The following is a 16446-nucleotide window of genomic DNA, read 5'->3' as shown; positions in this document are numbered from 1 at the left end:
TCTAGCGACTGCGCGGGAAAACTGCAGTATTGATGAGCGCTGGCGTGGTCGGCGCCTGATACCCACACTTTTTTGACGGAAACAAACGCCAGAGGGATGGCGCTTTGCTGGCATTGTTAAACAGACATTTGTGAATATCTGTGCTGACGGCTTCACACTATTTAACTGAACAATCAATTTGCGGCTATTTCTCGTAACTAATTTAAATAAAAACCCCTGTTAAATGTTTACTTGATGAAACAGCCTGACTATTATTGCGCCACTGTCCCCTGTCATTCAGCATTCTACTAAGGTAGTAATCATGTCCTTGATCAACGAATATCGCGCCACCGAAGAAGCTATCAAAGAGCTGCAAGCCCGTTTGAAGAACCTGTCGCAAGACGACAAACTGCAAACCGAGCTGGAATTCGAAGGCAAACTGCGCACCCTGATGGGCGAATACTCCAAGTCGCTGCGTGACATCATCGCGCTGCTGGACCCAGAGTCGAAAACCAAAGCACCACGCGGCGGCGCAGTAAAAACTACCGGCACCAAGCGTGCTCGCAAAGTTAAACAATACAAAAACCCGCACAACGGCGAAGTCATCGAAACCAAAGGTGGCAACCACAAAACTCTGAAAGAGTGGAAAGCCAAGTGGGGCGGCGACGTGGTTGAAGGCTGGGCTACCCTGCTGGGCTAAGCCGCAACGCCTTCGCAGAGTGATCCGCGAAAAAAGAAACGCCAGCGAATGCTGGCGTTTTTTTATGCCTGACGTTTAGTAACAAACATGTTCGATTTCAAAGACCCAAACGTTTGCGCAATGCCTGGACATAACTCTGCCATTCATTGAGCACTGCGCTCTGCTCTGGCGTAGCACTAAGCAACCATTGCTCGGCCGCCTCGCTAAAAGATTTCAAGGTATTCGGCGCGCCGAATTCCGGGGCCGACAAACGTTGCTGACAAAATAATTTCCAGCGTGCCTGTTCTTCAGAATTCAACGTATCGGCAAAGTTACGTGCGCGATATCGAAAGAGTAATTCAGGCAAACGTTCATCATCGAACGGCCATTGCTCTTGTGCCAAATGTGCCGGGTCAGCGTTTCTCACTTGCTCACACAGACGCCGATCACGATCACCGATAAATCCGTCGTACAACTGTTGTTCCGGATCTTCACTCGGGGTGAAATCTTCGCTGGCATAAATAGCCGCGATTTTATCTTTCCAAACTTGTTGTGCGTCAGTTAGCCGCAGCGCGCGTTCCTGATAAAGCGCCATGTCCAGACCCAATCGTTGCTGATCGTCGGCGCGTAACACCGATAACGGCGCGACGACCGGGCAGCGATTGATGTGAATAATCTTCAGCGGCACCGGCAATTCGCCCTCAAGTAAATCGTCACGGCGCGTGTACAGACGCTGGCGCAGGGTTTGTGCGTCGAGATCGAGCAAGCCCTGTGGATCGAGGTGCAAGTCGCAAACAATCAGCGCGTTGCGGTTTTTCGGGTGCCAGGCCAGCGGCATGACCACGCCGACATAACTGCGCGCCGCCGAGAAGCGTCCGGAGATGTGCACCAGCGGCTGCAACAGGCGAATCTGATCCATCACCTTCTGTTTGCTGCGCAACTGGAACAGCCAGTCATAGAGCTTAGGCTGTTTCTCGCGGATCAGTTTCGCCAGCGCAATGGTCGCGCGCACGTCCGACAACGCTTCGTGGGCATGGCCGTGATCGATGTTATTGGCGGCGGTCAGGCGTTCGAGCTTGAGGGTCACGCGGCCCTCGTCATCGGTCGGCCAGACCAGCCCGTCCGGGCGCAAGGCGTAAGCAGCGCGCACCACGTCGATCAAATCCCAGCGACTGTTGCCGCCCTGCCATTCACGGGCGTAGGGATCGAAGAAATTGCGATACAGGCTGTAACGGGTCATCTCGTCGTCGAAACGCAAGGAGTTGTAACCCGCGCCGCACGTACCGGGCGCGGCCAATTGCGCGTGAACCCGGGTCATGAAATCGGCTTCGCTCAAACCTTTTTCGGCGAGCTGACTGGGGGTGATGCCGGTAATCGCACACGCCGCCGGGTGCGGCAGGATGTCTTCGCTGGGCTGGCAGTAAAGATTGACCGGCTCGTCGATTTCGTTGAGCTCGTGGTCGGTGCGAATCCCGGCGACCTGCAGCGGGCGGTCGTTACGCGGATTGATGCCAGTGGTTTCGTAGTCGTACCAGAAGATTGAAGTCACGGGCGGATCCTGAACTGAAGATCGGCAAAGTCTAGGCGCTCAACCGCCGTCGCGGCCAGTCTTGAAACATTCAAACACCTGGCGACACATGCTGTGCAATACATAGTTATGTCGTTTCCCCCCGAGAGGCTGCTAGCATCGGACGCACTTGCACTCAGAACAGGCGACATCAGGTAGCCCATGCTCGAGCCCACAGCACTGCCAAGGAAAGCACCGCTGGCCCCGCCGCTGGATACGCGGCATCAGGTCGAAACGCCGGAAGGCATCGACCTGCCCCTGCGCCCTGCCGGGTTAATGGTACGGGCCGTGGCGTTCGCCATCGATCTGGGCATTCGCGGTGTGATCATGGGCGTTCTGTTTATCGCGCTGGCGTTTCTCGGCAAGCTCGGCATGGGCCTCGGTTCGCTGCTGCTGTTTGCGATCAGTTGGTGGTACATGGTGCTGTTCGAAGTGCTGCGACAGGGACGCTCGCCGGGCAAACAGTGGATGGGCCTGCGCGTGGTACACGATGACGGCACGCCGGTTGGCTGGTCGGCCTCGTTGTTGCGCAATCTGCTGCGCTTCGTTGATCTGCTGCCGTTCGGCTACTTCCTCGGCAGCCTCAGTTGCCTGCAACACCCGACCTTCAAACGCCTCGGCGACATCGCTGCCGGCACGCTGGTGGTTTACAGCGAACGCCCGCTGACGCGTCCGCAATTGCCTGACGCCGAACCCCGGCGCTCGCCCGTGCCGCTGACGCTCAGCGAACAACGTGCAGTGCTCGGTTTTGCCGAACGTCAAGGCGAACTGTCACCGGCGCGGGTCAATGAACTGGCCGCCCTGCTCGCCCAGCCGCTGCATATCTCCGCGCCCAAAGCCGTTGCCGAACTCAATGGCATCGCGCGCGGCTTGTTGGGCCCGACATGAAGCAGAGCCTTTTCGAAAGTCGCCACAAGGCCGAATGGGAGCGTTTTGCGCTGGCCCTCGAACGCCTTGAACGCGGCAAGGACACCTCGCAAATCGCCGGATTCCCGAGAACCTATCGCCGACTCTGCCAGCATCTGGCGTTGGCACAGGAACGCGGCTACAGCAGTTTTCTCATCGACTCGTTGCAGCAACACGTGCTGCGCGGCCATCAACAGCTGTACCGCCATCGCAGTCGCCTTGGCGCCAACCTGCTCAGTTTTATCCTCGCCGATTTCCCGCGACTGGTGCGCGCCGAATGGCCGTTTGTGCTGGTCGCCGCGCTGCTGTTTTTCGGCAGCCTGATCGGCGTAGGGGTGTTGGTGTATGTGTTTCCCGACCTCGTTTACAACCTGATTCCCGCCAATCAAGTGCGCGAGATGCAAGGCATGTACGACCCGGTCGCCGGCCACCTCGGGCGCCCCGCCGAACGCGCGGCCAGCGAAGACTGGGTGATGTTTGGTTACTACGTGATGCACAACATCGGCATCGCCTTTCAGACCTTCGCCAGCGGATTGTTGATGGGCGTGGGCAGCGCATTCTTTCTGTTCTACAACGGTCTGGTCATCGGCGCGGTGGCCGGGCATCTGACCGAGATCGGTTTCGGCGAGACCTTCTGGTCGTTCGTCATCGCCCATGGCGCCTTCGAACTGACGGCAATTGCCCTCGCCGGCGCGGCCGGTCTGGAACTCGGCTGGGCGTTGATCGCCCCGGGACGCCTTACCCGCGCCGAAGCCCTGAAACGCGCGGCGCGCAAAAGCGTGTTGTTGGTTTGCGGGGTGATGTTGTTCCTGCTGATCGCGGCGTTTATCGAAGCCTATTGGTCGTCGAAAACCAGTGTCGCGCCGCTGACCAAATACCTGGTCGGCGCCGGACTCTGGACGTTGGTCGCGTGCTATCTGCTGTTCGCCGGAAGGACACGCCATGCGCCTGAGTGACGCCACCGTGGTGATCCGCCCGCGCACGACCTGGGAAGCCATGGATCTGGGCGTGCTCATGTGTCAGCAACATCGACGCTTGCTGATGACCAGTTGGGCGATTGTCACCTTGCCGCTGTTCGCCCTGCTCAGCCTGGTGTTTTGGGATTCGCCGACGCTGGCCGTGTTTATATTCTGGTGGCTGAAACCGGCGTACGAACGCCTGCCGTTGTACATCCTGTCCAAAGCGCTGTTCGGCGAAACGCCCACCCTCAAACAAGCGCTGCGCGAATGGCCGCGCCTGCTCAAACCGCAACTGTTGGCCAGCCTGACCTGGCGCCGCTTGAGCTTCAGCCGCAGCTTTCTGCTGCCGGTGGTGCAACTCGAAGGCCTCGACGGCAATGCTCGCCAACAACGCCTGCAAGTGCTGTTGCAGCGCAACGCCGGCGCGGCGCAATGGTTGACCATCATTGGCGTGCATCTGGAGACTGCGCTGTGGATCGGCTTGATGGTGCTGTTCTATCTGTTGCTGCCGCAGCAAGTGGAAACCGATTGGGACTGGCAGTCGCTGATTCTCTCGGCCGATCACGAATGGCGCTGGCTAGAACACCTGACCAACGCTTTTTATGCGCTGGTGCTGGTGGTGTGGGAACCGATCTACGCCGCCTGCGGATTCAGCCTCTATCTGAACCGCCGCACGCAACTGGAAGCGTGGGACATCGAACTGGTGTTCCGGCGTTTGCGCCAGCGCCTGAACAACGGCGTGCTCGGTCTGTTGCTGGCGATCTGTCTGGTGCTGCCGAATGTGCCCTCGGTCTGGGCGGCTGAACCCGACACCCGTCCGGATGCACCGCGCTTGTTAAATCAGCCGCTGACCAGTCAGGCCTCCCACGACAGCATCAAGGCCTTGCTCGAACAACCACCGTTCAAGAACAAGGAATCGGTCACCCGCTACCGTTTTGGCGACGACCCGGCAACGCCGGCCAAAGACGCAAAACCCGGCGACGCACCGCAGTGGCTTAAAACCTTGCTGGGCTGGCTCGACGGTCGACACTTCAATGGGCTGGCCAAGCTGATCGAGGTGCTGTTGTGGGGTGTGCTGATTGCCTTGATCGGTTGGCTGATCTGGCGTTACCGCGAGTTTCTCCGGGCCTTCGTCAGTCGCCGGCCGAAACTGCCAGCGCTGCCAAAACGAGCGGTGCCGCAGCAAGCGTTCGGTCTGGATTTGAACCGCGACACCTTGCCCGACGACATCGCCGCCAGCGCCGAACAACTCTGGCTCAGCCAACCGCGCGCGGCGTTGAGCCTGCTCTATCGCGGTCTGCTCAGCCATCTGCTGCATGACTTCGATCTGACGCTGAAACCTGCCGACACCGAAAATCAGGTGCTGGCGCGTGTAGAACAACTGCAGCGACCGGAGTTGCTCGCGTTTAGTCGCAACCTCACTGTGCACTGGCAGAACATGGCCTACGGGCATCGAGTCCCGGCAGCGCATCTGCAACAGGAATTGTGCGACGGCTGGCGCGCCTTGTTTGGCCACGGAGCTGCCCGTTGAATCGCCGCGCCGCGTGGTGGGTCGGCGCAGTGCTCGTCGCACTGCTGATCGCATTGAGCGTGTTTCTGGTTCTCAAGGCCAAGCCTTATCAGGAAGAAGTCGATCACGGCCCGTCCCCTGCTGCCCAAGCCAATCCGTATCTGGCGGCGGAAATGTTTTTGCGTGAGCGCGGCCTCAAAGTCAGTCATGCCGAAAGCCTTTCCGTACTGCCGGATATCGACCCACGCCGACACACGCTGCTGCTGTTCAACGACCGTTCACGCATGACCCCACGTCAGGTCGAGCAAGTGTTGAACTGGACGCGGGCCGGCGGGCGACTGGTGTTTGTCGCTGAATCGTTATGGGACGAACAGACCAAACAGAGCAACGACCTGTTGCTCGATCGCGTGCAACTGCATCAATCCCTGAGCAAGGATCTCAAGGATCCGCCCAAAGACCTTGAGCAAGACCCCTTCCCGAAATTGACCAAGCTCTATGTGGAGGATGAAGACGCGCCGGCCTATGCCGGGTTCGACACGGACTTCCACCTCGACGACCCGAAAAACCTCGCGCAAGCCTGGGCCAACAGCGGCAAAGCCACGCACATGATGCAACTGCCTTACAGCCTCGGCTCGATCACCGTGGTCACTGACGCCGAGCTGTGGAAAAGCCAGACCATCGCTCAATACGACAATGCCTGGCTGCTCTGGTACCTGAGCGCCGACACCGACGTCACGCTGATCTACAACAGCGAACACGACGGTTTGCTGACCTTGCTCTGGCGCTACTTCCCGCAGGCCATCGTCGCCCTGCTCGCCTTGATCGGCCTGTGGTTGTGGCATGTCGGTGTGCGCCACGGCCCGCTTCAGGCACCGGCGCCGAGCGGCCGCCGACAATTGCAGGAACACCTGCGTGCCAGCGCGGATTTCCTGCTGCGCCACAACGGTCAGCAAGCGCTGCTGCAAGCCTTGCAACAAGACGTGTTGCGTCGCGCGCGCCGTCGCCATCCCGGTTTTGATCGATTGAACGTTGCCGAACAATGGCTGGCACTGTCACGCCTGACCCGCCAGCCCACCCGCGCCATCAGCCAGGCCCTGAGCCCGGTTCCGAACCAGCGTTTGTCCAGCGCCGAGTTCTGCCGTCAGGTCGCCCACCTGCAAACCTTGAGGAACACGCTATGAGTGAACAGACCGAGCCCGGCAGCGCCAGCCACGCCGCCCAGCAACGCCAGCGCGCCAGCCAACTGGCGCAAGCGGTTCGCAGCGAATTGCAGAAAGCTTTGATTGGCCAGAATCAGGTAATCGACGACGTGCTGACCGCGCTGATCGCCGGTGGCCACGTGCTGCTCGAAGGTGTGCCGGGGCTGGGTAAAACCTTGCTGGTGCGTGCATTGGCGCGCTGCTTCGGTGGCGAGTTCGCGCGTATCCAGTTCACCCCGGATCTGATGCCCAGCGACGTCACCGGTCATGCCGTCTATGACCTGCAAACCGAGCAGTTCAAATTGCGCAAAGGCCCACTGTTCACCAATTTGCTGCTGGCCGACGAGATCAACCGCGCCCCGGCGAAAACCCAGGCGGCGCTGCTCGAAGCGATGCAAGAAAGGCAAGTCACCCTCGAAGGCCGCGCCCTGCCCATCGCTCAGCCGTTCATGGTGCTGGCCACGCAAAACCCGATTGAACAGGAAGGCACTTACCCGCTGCCCGAAGCCGAACTCGACCGCTTCATGCTCAAGGTGCGCATGGATTACCCCGACGCCGATCAGGAGTTGAACATGGTGCGTCAGGTCAGTCGCTCGACCCGCGCCGACATGCTTGATGTGCAACCGTTGCGCACCGTGCTGCAAGCCAAAGACGTGCAAGCGCTGCAACGCATTGCCAGTGATTTGCCGCTGGACGATCAAGTCCTCGATTACGCCGTACGACTGGCGCGCAGCACCCGCAGTTGGCCGGGGCTGACCCTCGGCGCCGGGCCTCGCGCCTCGATTGCCCTGGTGCGCTGCGCCCGCGCCCGCGCCCTGTTACGCGGCGGCGAATTCGTCATCCCCGACGACATCAAAGGCTGCGCGCTGGCCGTGCTGCGCCACCGCGTACGCATCGCCCCGGAACTGGACATCGAAGGCCTGCAAGTCGATCAGGTATTGCAGCAACTGCTCGACCAGATCCCGGCGCCGCGCCTGTGAAATCCGTTTTGGGCAGAAAAGATCGCAGCCTCCGGCAGCTCCTACACATCACTCATGCAGGAGCTGCCGAAGGCTGCGATCTTTGCAACAAACAGCCCGGTGCCAAGCCATGAAACCATCAAAACTCTTACTAATCTGGCTAACACTGCTCATGGCCATCGGCATCGCCCTCGGCACCTTGCAAGCACTGCAAATCGCCCTCCCGCCCAGCCTGCCGGCGATCAATTGGGGCTTGCTCCTCGCTCTGCTGGCCCTGGCCGCCATCGATGCCCTGCGCCTCAAACGCCTGCCCGACATCCGCGTCAAACGGCACATGCCCGGCAGCCTCGCACTTGGTCGCTGGAGCGAAATCCGCCTGGACGTCGAACACCCCTTCAGCGAGCCCCTGCACCTGCACATCTTCGATCATGTCCCGGAAGGCCTGAGCTTCGAAAACCTGCCGCTCAGCGTCGAACTGCAGCCCGGCAAAATCAGCCATGTCGGCTACCGCCTGCGCCCGCTCCAGCGCGGTCATTTCAGCTTTGAACACTGCGAAATCAACCTGCCCAGCCCGCTGGGTTTATGGACAGGCAAACGCCTGCTCGACGTCACCGATCACACCCGCGTCTACCCGGACTTCGCCCGCCTCTACGGCGGTGAACTGCTGGCCGTGGACAACTGGCTCAGTCAGCTCGGCGTGCGGCAAAAGCAGCGCCGTGGTCAGGGTCTGGAATTTCATCAACTGCGCGAATTTCGCGAAGGCGACAGCCTGCGCCAGATCGACTGGAAAGCCACCGCCCGCCAGCGCACACCGATTGCCCGTGAATATCAGGACGAACGCGATCAGCAGATCATCTTCATGCTCGATTGTGGCCGCCGCATGCGTAGCCAGGACGACGAACTCTCGCACTTCGACCATGCGCTGAATGCTTGTTTACTGCTCAGCTACGTGGCCCTGCGTCAGGGCGATGCGGTGGGTTTGTGTACCCTGGCCAATGCCCAGCCGCATTACCTCGCACCGATTAAAGGTGCGGGTCAGCTCAATATCGTTCTCAACAGTGTCTACGACCTGCAAAGCACTCAGCGCACGGCGGACTATCAAGCGGCCGTCAGCCAACTGCTGTCGCGGCAAAAGCGTCGGGCGCTGGTGATACTGGTCACCAACCTGCGCGATGACGACGACGAGGAACTGCTCACCGCCGTCAAACGCTTGAGCCAGCAGCATCGAGTGTTGGTGGCGAGCCTGCGTGAAGGCGTACTTGATCAAGTGCCGCAGAGCACCGTTCAGACACTGGATGAAGCGTTGACCTATTGCGGCACCGTGGACTATCTGAATGCGCGCAATGAATGCCATGAAAGGTTGACCGCACATGGCGTTCATACGCTGGATGTGCGGCCACAGTCGTTAGGGACTGAGTTGGTGACGCGTTACTTGAGCTGGAAGAAGGCTGGTACGTTTTGAAGGTGGTTTATTCCCACGCAGCATTTTCAACGGACTACTGATCCGATCTACAGCCTGTTCAATAGAAAGACGTAAACAATTTTCAAAGCGCTGCACCCGAAAACCGTTGCTATGCTTGTCTTTTCTCGAACGGAGTCGAACCAATGCCAGATGAATATTCGCTGTCTGATTTATTGGAAAGGATGTATCAGAATCAATTGGGTCTAGAGGCCGCCATCATGGAATTGACGCTGCACGCAGAGAAGGAGGGTTTAAATGAGGTTGGTGAAAACATCCGAGGTGCACTGAGTATAATTGGTGAAAATGCCGGCTACATTAAACACGGCTTCGCCAAACTCAGAGGAAAAAAATGACAACGCTTATTGCAACAGAAGCATGAAAGGTTTTTAAAATCACTCAAGTCACACCCAAACAAGACCTGCCACTAATAATTTAATACCAAGTAGCTATACAGCTACTTGGCACCCTCCCTAAAACTTCCGAACTGATTTAAAAAAGCATAGCTCTCCATGATTCGGAGCATGTCTTGCCGGGGGATTCGGACTACAACGCTTGGCGCCGTTCCCTACACTCCCATCAGAACTGACTGACTTACACGCTAGGTGCCGCCCATTAAATTGATGCATGTCGCTGACGACCAGCGATCGGGTTTAGTCGCCCGGTGGATTAACAAGGTGCATCACATCATCTCGTAGGGTTTTCATACCCGCACTTGATGGTGGCTATGTGCAGGGCGCCCTAGGGCGCGCCGGAAAAGCCTTGTTTCCACCGGTCGACTAACCTGCGCATAGCCGCCACCCTTCCCTTAGTCGCGAAGCGTGTGGTGTCATCAAACAAGGAAACAAGGCAATGTTTAAAATTACACCAAATCCACCTGAAATAGATCCTACTGATACTTCCCCGTATGCTTCACAAGACTCAAGAAAACTCCACGAAGCAGCTGAACGCGCTTTAGACCACTATTTAAAACCTGATATACCTTCCCGTAACTCCGTAGACCGAGGTATGCAAATGTTTATGGTTTCTCCAGAAATCAATTCCGAAGCTATCGCTATCCAGACCTATGAAACGTTTTCGTCTGTGAGTATTCTTTTGCTGGATCTAGCGGACAGTTTGGAAGATAAGCCCCGCCATTTGGCAATGGCAATATATCAATTGAGCGAGATGGGATTGTTGCTAGCTGAAAAAACATTGGATAGTGAACGAGCGATTGCTAATAAAACTTAGAATTTGCAGTCTGCGGCAGCCACATTTATGCGCACTGCCCTGAGCTACCGCAGGCTGAATTTCCCCATTATCAGGCAGACGCCGGCAACGGCTGAAAACTGAAGTACTGCTTCAACGCTCGCACCAGTTGCCCATACTCGGCAGGCGGTCGGTGCAAACTGAAACCAGCATCGTAATGTTGCGGGGTTGCATCCTCGTGACACCACAAACAGCACGCCGAAAAGTCGATGACCTGGTGGCAACCATCACCCATGGGGATTTTCAGACGTAGCGCGAAATCAACTCCGATCATCATCGGTAACTGGCTGATAAGCATCAGCCCGTCTTCTGAAACGTTGCCGAGAAAGCCAATCGGTTTGTCGGTAACGCTGTTGAACACTCTCAAGAAGTACGGCAGTTGGTGCCGTTCAATCCGGCGGTCGGTAAACATGCGCAGTTCGCCATGCAGGGCTCCGTCACAGAGCCGCACCTTTGCTTCGGAACGAACCTGTTCGGCAGGCCCGCTCTCCCCGCTTCCGGTGTGACGGTCGCTACGTCGCCGTCACTTGACCACTTGCCAGTCGCAGGTGTTGCCCCGGATCAGAGACAGCGCTCTAAATCCGGATCATTCGACTATAGCTCAGCCTGTACGCACGGCCAGATTTTGTATGACAACTGTCATCAGAAACGCGTTGGACGTACCACGGCTGCGGCGCTGCGCGTTGGGTAATGACCCAGGCTTTGTAGGGTCTCCAAACGGGCGCGGGCACGGTAGGCGTATTCGCTGTTGGGGTACGAGGCGATGATGAACTGATAGGTCTGCGCGGCATCGACAAACATACTTTGCCGTTCCAGGCACTGGCCGCGCATCATCGACACTTCCGGCCACACGTACGGGCGGGCACGGCTGGCGCGCTCGACCTTGGACAGCTCCAGCATGACCTGCTCGCAATTGCCGCGATCATAGGCGCTGTAGGCGTTGTTCAAATGGTGGTTCATCGACCAACGGGTGCAGCCCGTGACGGCGAGGACGCTGAGGGCAAGGGCGGCAATGGGCAACAATCGCATGGGGGGTTCTCCTGTCTTGTGCTCTGTATCGACCTTGCGCCGAAAATCTTCAGAACGGTTTGTGCCGATTGTCGCGTTCGTCGCGTTCAATAAAGAAAGTAATAACAAAGCCCTTCACAAAAAGTAGTGCATTCGAACAATGACTACACCCCAAGAGCATAGTAGCCTTCGCTTGCGCTTGAACTCAGGAGTCTTTGCATGTCCGTCCGTCGTACCAAAATCGTCGCTACCCTTGGCCCGGCCAGTAACTCGCCGGAAGTTCTCGAACAGCTGATTCTGGCTGGCCTGGACGTTGCCCGTCTGAACTTCTCCCACGGCACCCCCGACGAGCACAAGGCTCGCGCGAAACTGGTGCGTGACATTGCCGCCAAGCACGGTCGCTTCGTCGCCCTGCTGGGTGACCTGCAAGGCCCGAAAATCCGTATCGCCAAATTCGCCAACAAGAAGATCGAGCTGAAGATCGGTGACAAGTTCACCTTCTCCACCAGCCATCCGTTGACCGAAGGCAACCAGCAAGTGGTCGGCATCGACTACCCGGATCTGGTCAAGGACTGCGGCGTAGGCGACGAGCTGCTGCTCGACGACGGCCGTGTGGTGATGCGCGTTGATACCCAAACTGACGATGCATTGCATTGCACCGTGACCATCGGCGGCCCGCTGTCCGACCACAAAGGCATCAACCGTCGCGGTGGCGGCCTGACCGCGCCGGCCCTGACTGAAAAAGACAAGGCCGACATCAAGCTCGCCGCTGAAATGGAAGTCGACTACCTCGCGGTATCCTTCCCGCGTGACGCTGCCGACATGGAATACGCCCGTCAACTGCGCGACGAAGCCGGCGGCACCGCTTGGCTGGTGGCGAAGATCGAACGTGCTGAAGCCGTCGCAGACGACGAAACCCTCGACGGCCTGATCAAGGCTTCCGATGCGGTGATGGTTGCCCGCGGTGACCTCGGTGTGGAAATCGGCGACGCCGAGCTGGTGGGCATTCAGAAGAAAATCATTCTGCACGCACGCCGCCACAACAAGGCTGTGATCGTCGCGACCCAGATGATGGAGTCGATGATCCAGAACCCGATGCCGACTCGCGCCGAAGTGTCCGACGTGGCCAACGCCGTGCTCGACTACACCGACGCCGTGATGTTGTCTGCTGAATCCGCTGCAGGTCTGTATCCGCTGGAAGCGGTTCAAGCGATGGCGCGCATCTGCGTCGGCGCTGAAAAGCACCCGACCGGCAAGACTTCCAGCCACCGTATCGGCAAGGAATTCACCCGTTGCGACGAAAGCATCGCACTGGCGACCATGTACACCGCCAACCACTTCCCGGGCGTTAAAGCGATCATCGCGCTGACCGAAAGTGGCTACACCCCGCTGATCATGTCGCGCATCCGTTCCTCGGTGCCGATCTACGCGTTCTCGCCGCACCGTGAAACTCAGGCGCGTGCAGCCATGTTCCGTGGCGTGTACACCGTACCGTTCGATCCGGCTTCGCTGGAACCGCACGAAGTCAGCCAGAAGGCGATCGACGAGCTGGTTAAACGCGGCGTTGTGGAAAAAGGCGACTGGGTCATCCTGACCAAGGGCGACAGCTACCACACCACCGGCGGCACCAACGGCATGAAGATCCTGCACGTGGGCGACCCACAGGTCTGATTGATCGGTTGTTGAAAAGCGAAAGCTCCGCCATGTGAATGGCGGAGCTTTTTGTTTTCTGCTCCTGAAGATGTGGTGCCTATTCGGTCCTCATCGCTGGCAAGCCAGGTCACCGACAATTTCAATGCCGTTTGATAAACCCTGTCAACGCCGCCAATGCCTCTGGCGACTTCAGGCGCTGGGTGAACAACACGCCCTCCTCTTCGATCACTTTGCGGATCAACTCACGGTCCGGCGCCTTCATCAGTTGCTTGCTGATGCGTACCGCATCTGCCGGCAAATCATCGAAACGTAGCGCCATTTCCCGCGCCTTGCTCAACGCAGCATCGCCATTGTCCAAAGCTTCAGTGGCAATGCCCCATTGCGCCGCTTGTTCACCGGTAAAGCCTTCGCCCAGCAACAGCAACTCCGATGCTTTTGCTTGGCCGAGCAAGCGCGGAAGGATCAGGCTGGAGCCGAACTCCGGGCACAAACCAAGGTTGACGAATGGCATGCGCAGACGAGCATCGCGGGCCACGTAAACCAGATCGCAATGCAGCAATAACGTGGTGCCGATGCCCACCGCCGCGCCGGCCACTGCGGCGATTACCGGTTTGCGGCATTCGAGCAGGTTGAGCATGAAGTGAAACACGGGGCTGTCGAGGTCGGAGGGCGGTTGCTGGATGAAGTCGGCGATGTCGTTGCCGGCGGTGAAGCACTCGGCGCTGCCGGTGATCAGCACGGCGTTGATTTCGGGGTCGCTGTCGGCAAGTTTCAGGGCCTCGGCGAGGCGGCTGTACATGGCGCGAGTGAGGGCGTTCTTCTTGTCCGGGCGGTTGAGGCGCAGGGTGAGCAAACCGCGTTCACGTTCCAGCAGGATGGCTTCGGTCATGGTGGGTCTCGGCGATAGTCGGGTTTGCGAAGGTCAAGCGGGGATAGTGCTTTCTGTGGCTAGGGGACTTTCTGTGGCCAGGGGGGCTTTTGTGGCCTGGGGATTATGTGGCGAGGGGATTTATCCCCGCTGGGCTGCGCAGCGGCCCCAAAATCTTGTGAGCGCTACGCACTCAAACGGGGATAAATCCCCTCGCCACATATTCCCCAGGCCACAAAATCCCCTTGCCACAAAAAATCCACTGACCATAAAGACTTGGCCACAAAGAACCTATGAAACCCGATAAGCATTAGCGCTCAACCGCGGGACAGGAACACATCGGCCAGCAGTTGATTGCGCGGCAGTCCGGCCAGATACAGGCGCCGGGCGAAGGCGTCGACACTGGCAGTCGAGCCGCAGACTAAAGCCAGGGTTTGTCTGGAGACAAGGCGCAGTTGCGCCAAAGCGGCGGCTGACTCGGCCGCCGTCCACAGTTCTACACTGAGGTTTTCACGCTGCGCAGCAAGCGCCGCAAGGGGTTTGGCCAGATAGTGTTCGCGATCGTCATGGGCCAGGTGAATGACACGGATTGCGCCTTGGTGATCCTGGCGCAACGCTTCACGCAGCACGCCGAACAGCGGGCCTAAACCAGTGCCTGCCGCGAGCAGCCACAGCGGCCGGTCATGCCAGTCGGCGTCGTAATGCAAAGCGCCGCCGCGCAGTTCGCCGAGGCGGATCGCATCGCCAATCTGCAAACGCCGGACGGCGTCGCTGAATTCGCCGGGCTGGCGGCAATCAAGGTGGAATTCGAGAAAACGATCTTCCTCCGGCAGGCTCGCCAGCGAATACGGTCGGGCGATGTGATTGATCCACAGCACCAGATGTTGCCCGGCGCTGTAGCGCAATGGACGTTGCGGGGTCAGGCGCAGGCGCAGCACGCTGTCGCTGAGCCAGTCCAGCGCTTCGACCACGGCCGGGCGACCGTCGGCAATCGGGTCAAAGGTGTGCACCTGCAAATCTTCAGTCACCTGACATTGGCAGGCCAGTCGCCAGCCCTCTTGCCGTTGTTCGGCACTCAAGGCATCCGGGCGACTGTCGGCAGGCAAACCTTGTACGCATTGCACCAGACACGCATGGCAGCTGCCGGCGCGGCAGCTGTAAGGCACGGCAACGCCATTCTGGTTGAGAGCGTCGAGCAGATTGGTGCCCGGCGCCACCGACCACTGCCGTTCACCGACGCGAAGTTCAGGCATCGACGTTCTCCCACGCCGCCGCACAGCGATTACGCCCGTCGCGCTTGGCCCGATAGAGCGCCTGATCGGCGCGATGCAACGCGTCGTCCAGATCATCGCCCATTTCCAACAAAGTCATACCGACCGAAAGACTCAGGTTGCGCACATTCAAGCCCACCAGTTCGACATCGGCGAACGCAACGCGCAGACGTTCGCAGCACGCGGTCAACTGTTCGGCATCGCAGTTGGGCAGCAACACCACGAACTCTTCACCCCCGTAGCGCGCCAGCACATCACCGTCGCGCAAGCACGCTTGAGCAACGCCGGCGAACGCCTGCAACACTTGATCGCCGGCGGCATGGCCGTGCATGTCGTTGATGCGTTTGAAGTGATCGAGGTCGATCAGCGCCAAGCCGTGCGCCACGTCTTCGTCCATTTCATTCAGTTCGCGCGAGGCCAGACGCAGGAAGTGACGACGGTTGAACAACCCGGTCAGCTCATCGGTGGCGACCAGATCTTCCAACTGCCGCATCATCCCGCGCAGGGTGTCCTGGTGCGCCTGCAAGGCAAACCGGCGCTGACGCTGGCGTTGTCGCGAGACCTGAACGAAGCGTGCGTAGAGCACCAGCCACGCCAGCACCATCGCCAGAATGCACACTTGCAACGCGGCCAGTGCGGGCTCGGCCAAGCGGAAGTTGTAACCGTCCCACAAGGTGATGGCGCAGAAACTGAAGAACACCAGCAGCGCCGTTCGAATGAACGCGCGTCGACTGAGATGGAACAGCCCGAACAGCAGGATCAGCACGTAAAAAACCAGAAAGGCGCCACGCGCCTCATCCAGATGGGCGATCAGCCAGGTTTGCCAGCCGAGGCCGAGCAGCACCTGCACTTCGGTCATGCTCGGATCGTCGAAGCGCTGGTTGCGCCCGGTCCAGAACAAGACGAACAGGGTTGCCTGACTGATCACCACGAGGGCGCTGCCGACGGCCACAGTATTGAGGGATTGTTGGTAATGCCCGGTAAAAAACGCCAGCCACAGTAGCAGCAGAGCCAATCCATAGGTGGCTGCAGCGAGGGCAAAACGTTTGAGCAAAAGACGTTGTATGGCGTTATGGGTCAATCGTTGACTCACCGTGCGATAGGAGGCTGACTGAGTGTCCTACTCTACAGACCGGCTGCCACTTTAGAGGCGTAGTCGATAAATGACCACCGATTTTCGG

At 58.8% G+C, this 16446-nt stretch carries 16 protein-coding genes; 10 read left to right on the top strand and 6 right to left on the bottom strand.

The window, feature by feature from the left end; translation table 11 throughout:
- Nucleotides 1-301 precede the first annotated feature (301 nt).
- Nucleotides 302-679: a histone-like nucleoid-structuring protein MvaT gene (mvaT, locus tag ACP3TY_RS03380; protein ID WP_007933316.1), complete on the top strand. Its 378-nt coding sequence runs from the start codon at nucleotides 302-304 to the stop codon at nucleotides 677-679.
- A 97-nt stretch (nucleotides 680-776) separates the two neighbouring features.
- Here mvaT and sbcB read toward each other — a convergent pair whose 3' ends face one another.
- Nucleotides 777-2207, bottom strand: coding sequence for an exodeoxyribonuclease I (gene sbcB / locus ACP3TY_RS03375; RefSeq protein ID WP_212543903.1), 1431 nt, complete (start codon nucleotides 2205-2207; stop codon nucleotides 777-779).
- A gap of 180 nt (nucleotides 2208-2387) precedes the next feature.
- On the opposite strand from sbcB, the gene ACP3TY_RS03370 reads away from it, so the two are divergent.
- The 8 genes from ACP3TY_RS03370 (at nucleotide 2388) to ACP3TY_RS03335 (ending at nucleotide 10447) form a co-directional block, all read left to right on the top strand.
- Entirely contained in the window at nucleotides 2388-3113 is a 726-nt protein-coding gene (locus tag ACP3TY_RS03370) for an RDD family protein (RefSeq protein WP_426619248.1), read from the top strand.
- Nucleotides 3110-4087 (top strand): stage II sporulation protein M, encoded by a 978-nt coding sequence (locus ACP3TY_RS03365; RefSeq protein WP_426619247.1) that lies wholly within the window; start codon nucleotides 3110-3112, stop codon nucleotides 4085-4087. The genes ACP3TY_RS03370 and ACP3TY_RS03365 overlap by 4 nt, the downstream gene beginning before the upstream one ends.
- Nucleotides 4074-5621: a DUF4129 domain-containing protein gene (locus tag ACP3TY_RS03360; protein WP_159812547.1), complete on the top strand. Its 1548-nt coding sequence runs from the start codon at nucleotides 4074-4076 to the stop codon at nucleotides 5619-5621. Before ACP3TY_RS03365 ends, ACP3TY_RS03360 begins: the two co-directional genes overlap by 14 nt.
- Nucleotides 5618-6781, top strand: a complete 1164-nt coding sequence (locus ACP3TY_RS03355; protein ID WP_159812548.1) for a DUF4350 domain-containing protein — start codon at nucleotides 5618-5620, stop codon at nucleotides 6779-6781. Before ACP3TY_RS03360 ends, ACP3TY_RS03355 begins: the two co-directional genes overlap by 4 nt.
- Nucleotides 6778-7779: an AAA family ATPase gene (locus ACP3TY_RS03350; protein ID WP_053123333.1), complete on the top strand. Its 1002-nt coding sequence runs from the start codon at nucleotides 6778-6780 to the stop codon at nucleotides 7777-7779. Before ACP3TY_RS03355 ends, ACP3TY_RS03350 begins: the two co-directional genes overlap by 4 nt.
- A gap of 109 nt (nucleotides 7780-7888) precedes the next feature.
- Complete coding sequence (locus tag ACP3TY_RS03345; RefSeq protein WP_426619246.1) at nucleotides 7889-9220, top strand: DUF58 domain-containing protein; 1332 nt, start codon at nucleotides 7889-7891, stop codon at nucleotides 9218-9220.
- A 143-nt stretch (nucleotides 9221-9363) separates the two neighbouring features.
- Nucleotides 9364-9573: a hypothetical protein gene (locus tag ACP3TY_RS03340; RefSeq protein ID WP_426619245.1), complete on the top strand. Its 210-nt coding sequence runs from the start codon at nucleotides 9364-9366 to the stop codon at nucleotides 9571-9573.
- A gap of 496 nt (nucleotides 9574-10069) precedes the next feature.
- Entirely contained in the window at nucleotides 10070-10447 is a 378-nt protein-coding gene (locus tag ACP3TY_RS03335) for a DUF6124 family protein (protein ID WP_053123253.1), read from the top strand.
- A gap of 70 nt (nucleotides 10448-10517) precedes the next feature.
- Here ACP3TY_RS03335 and ACP3TY_RS03330 read toward each other — a convergent pair whose 3' ends face one another.
- Together ACP3TY_RS03330 and ACP3TY_RS03325 are read right to left on the bottom strand one after the other, a co-directional pair.
- The gene (locus tag ACP3TY_RS03330; protein WP_053123255.1) at nucleotides 10518-10877 is read right to left on the bottom strand and encodes a PilZ domain-containing protein; all 360 of its coding nucleotides are present in this window, start codon (nucleotides 10875-10877) and stop codon (nucleotides 10518-10520) included.
- Nucleotides 10878-11107: 230 nt separating this feature from the next.
- On the bottom strand, nucleotides 11108-11494 hold the full coding sequence (locus ACP3TY_RS03325; protein ID WP_053123257.1) for a tetratricopeptide repeat protein: 387 nt from the start codon (nucleotides 11492-11494) through the stop codon (nucleotides 11108-11110).
- A 198-nt stretch (nucleotides 11495-11692) separates the two neighbouring features.
- Between ACP3TY_RS03325 and pyk the strand changes: the two genes are divergently transcribed.
- The gene (gene pyk, locus ACP3TY_RS03320; RefSeq protein ID WP_008080434.1) at nucleotides 11693-13144 is read left to right on the top strand and encodes a pyruvate kinase; all 1452 of its coding nucleotides are present in this window, start codon (nucleotides 11693-11695) and stop codon (nucleotides 13142-13144) included.
- 121 nt (nucleotides 13145-13265) lie between these two features.
- Here pyk and ACP3TY_RS03315 read toward each other — a convergent pair whose 3' ends face one another.
- From ACP3TY_RS03315 to ACP3TY_RS03305, 3 genes are all read right to left on the bottom strand, one after another.
- A complete protein-coding gene (locus ACP3TY_RS03315; RefSeq protein WP_159812551.1) occupies nucleotides 13266-14015 on the bottom strand; it encodes an enoyl-CoA hydratase-related protein in 750 nt (249 codons plus the stop codon).
- Between the two features lie 296 nt (nucleotides 14016-14311).
- The gene (locus ACP3TY_RS03310) at nucleotides 14312-15247 is read right to left on the bottom strand and encodes an iron-sulfur-binding ferredoxin reductase (protein WP_159812552.1); all 936 of its coding nucleotides are present in this window, start codon (nucleotides 15245-15247) and stop codon (nucleotides 14312-14314) included.
- Entirely contained in the window at nucleotides 15240-16346 is a 1107-nt protein-coding gene (locus ACP3TY_RS03305; RefSeq protein WP_159812553.1) for a GGDEF domain-containing protein, read from the bottom strand. Before ACP3TY_RS03305 ends, ACP3TY_RS03310 begins: the two co-directional genes overlap by 8 nt.
- Between the last annotated feature and the right edge of the window lie 100 nt (nucleotides 16347-16446).

Origin of the sequence: Pseudomonas rustica, from assembly GCF_049959085.1 — a bacterium.
GTDB lineage: Bacteria > Pseudomonadota > Gammaproteobacteria > Pseudomonadales > Pseudomonadaceae > Aquipseudomonas > Aquipseudomonas rustica.
The sequence above is the reverse complement of the archived record's forward strand: the minus strand, read 5'-3'. Positions and strand labels throughout refer to the sequence as shown.

Coding starts and splice junctions, on each gene's coding strand:
- mvaT (WP_007933316.1), top strand. CDS start 302: ATGTCCTTGATCAACGAATATCGCGCCACCGAAGAAGCTATCAAAGAG.
- ACP3TY_RS03370 (WP_426619248.1), top strand. CDS start 2,388: ATGCTCGAGCCCACAGCACTGCCAAGGAAAGCACCGCTGGCCCCGCCG.
- ACP3TY_RS03365 (WP_426619247.1), top strand. CDS start 3,110: ATGAAGCAGAGCCTTTTCGAAAGTCGCCACAAGGCCGAATGGGAGCGT.
- ACP3TY_RS03360 (WP_159812547.1), top strand. CDS start 4,074: ATGCGCCTGAGTGACGCCACCGTGGTGATCCGCCCGCGCACGACCTGG.
- ACP3TY_RS03350 (WP_053123333.1), top strand. CDS start 6,778: ATGAGTGAACAGACCGAGCCCGGCAGCGCCAGCCACGCCGCCCAGCAA.
- ACP3TY_RS03345 (WP_426619246.1), top strand. CDS start 7,889: ATGAAACCATCAAAACTCTTACTAATCTGGCTAACACTGCTCATGGCC.
- ACP3TY_RS03340 (WP_426619245.1), top strand. CDS start 9,364: ATGCCAGATGAATATTCGCTGTCTGATTTATTGGAAAGGATGTATCAG.
- ACP3TY_RS03335 (WP_053123253.1), top strand. CDS start 10,070: ATGTTTAAAATTACACCAAATCCACCTGAAATAGATCCTACTGATACT.
- ACP3TY_RS03330 (WP_053123255.1), bottom strand. CDS start 10,877: ATGTTTACCGACCGCCGGATTGAACGGCACCAACTGCCGTACTTCTTG.
- ACP3TY_RS03325 (WP_053123257.1), bottom strand. CDS start 11,494: ATGCGATTGTTGCCCATTGCCGCCCTTGCCCTCAGCGTCCTCGCCGTC.
- pyk (WP_008080434.1), top strand. CDS start 11,693: ATGTCCGTCCGTCGTACCAAAATCGTCGCTACCCTTGGCCCGGCCAGT.
- ACP3TY_RS03315 (WP_159812551.1), bottom strand. CDS start 14,015: ATGACCGAAGCCATCCTGCTGGAACGTGAACGCGGTTTGCTCACCCTG.
- ACP3TY_RS03310 (WP_159812552.1), bottom strand. CDS start 15,247: ATGCCTGAACTTCGCGTCGGTGAACGGCAGTGGTCGGTGGCGCCGGGC.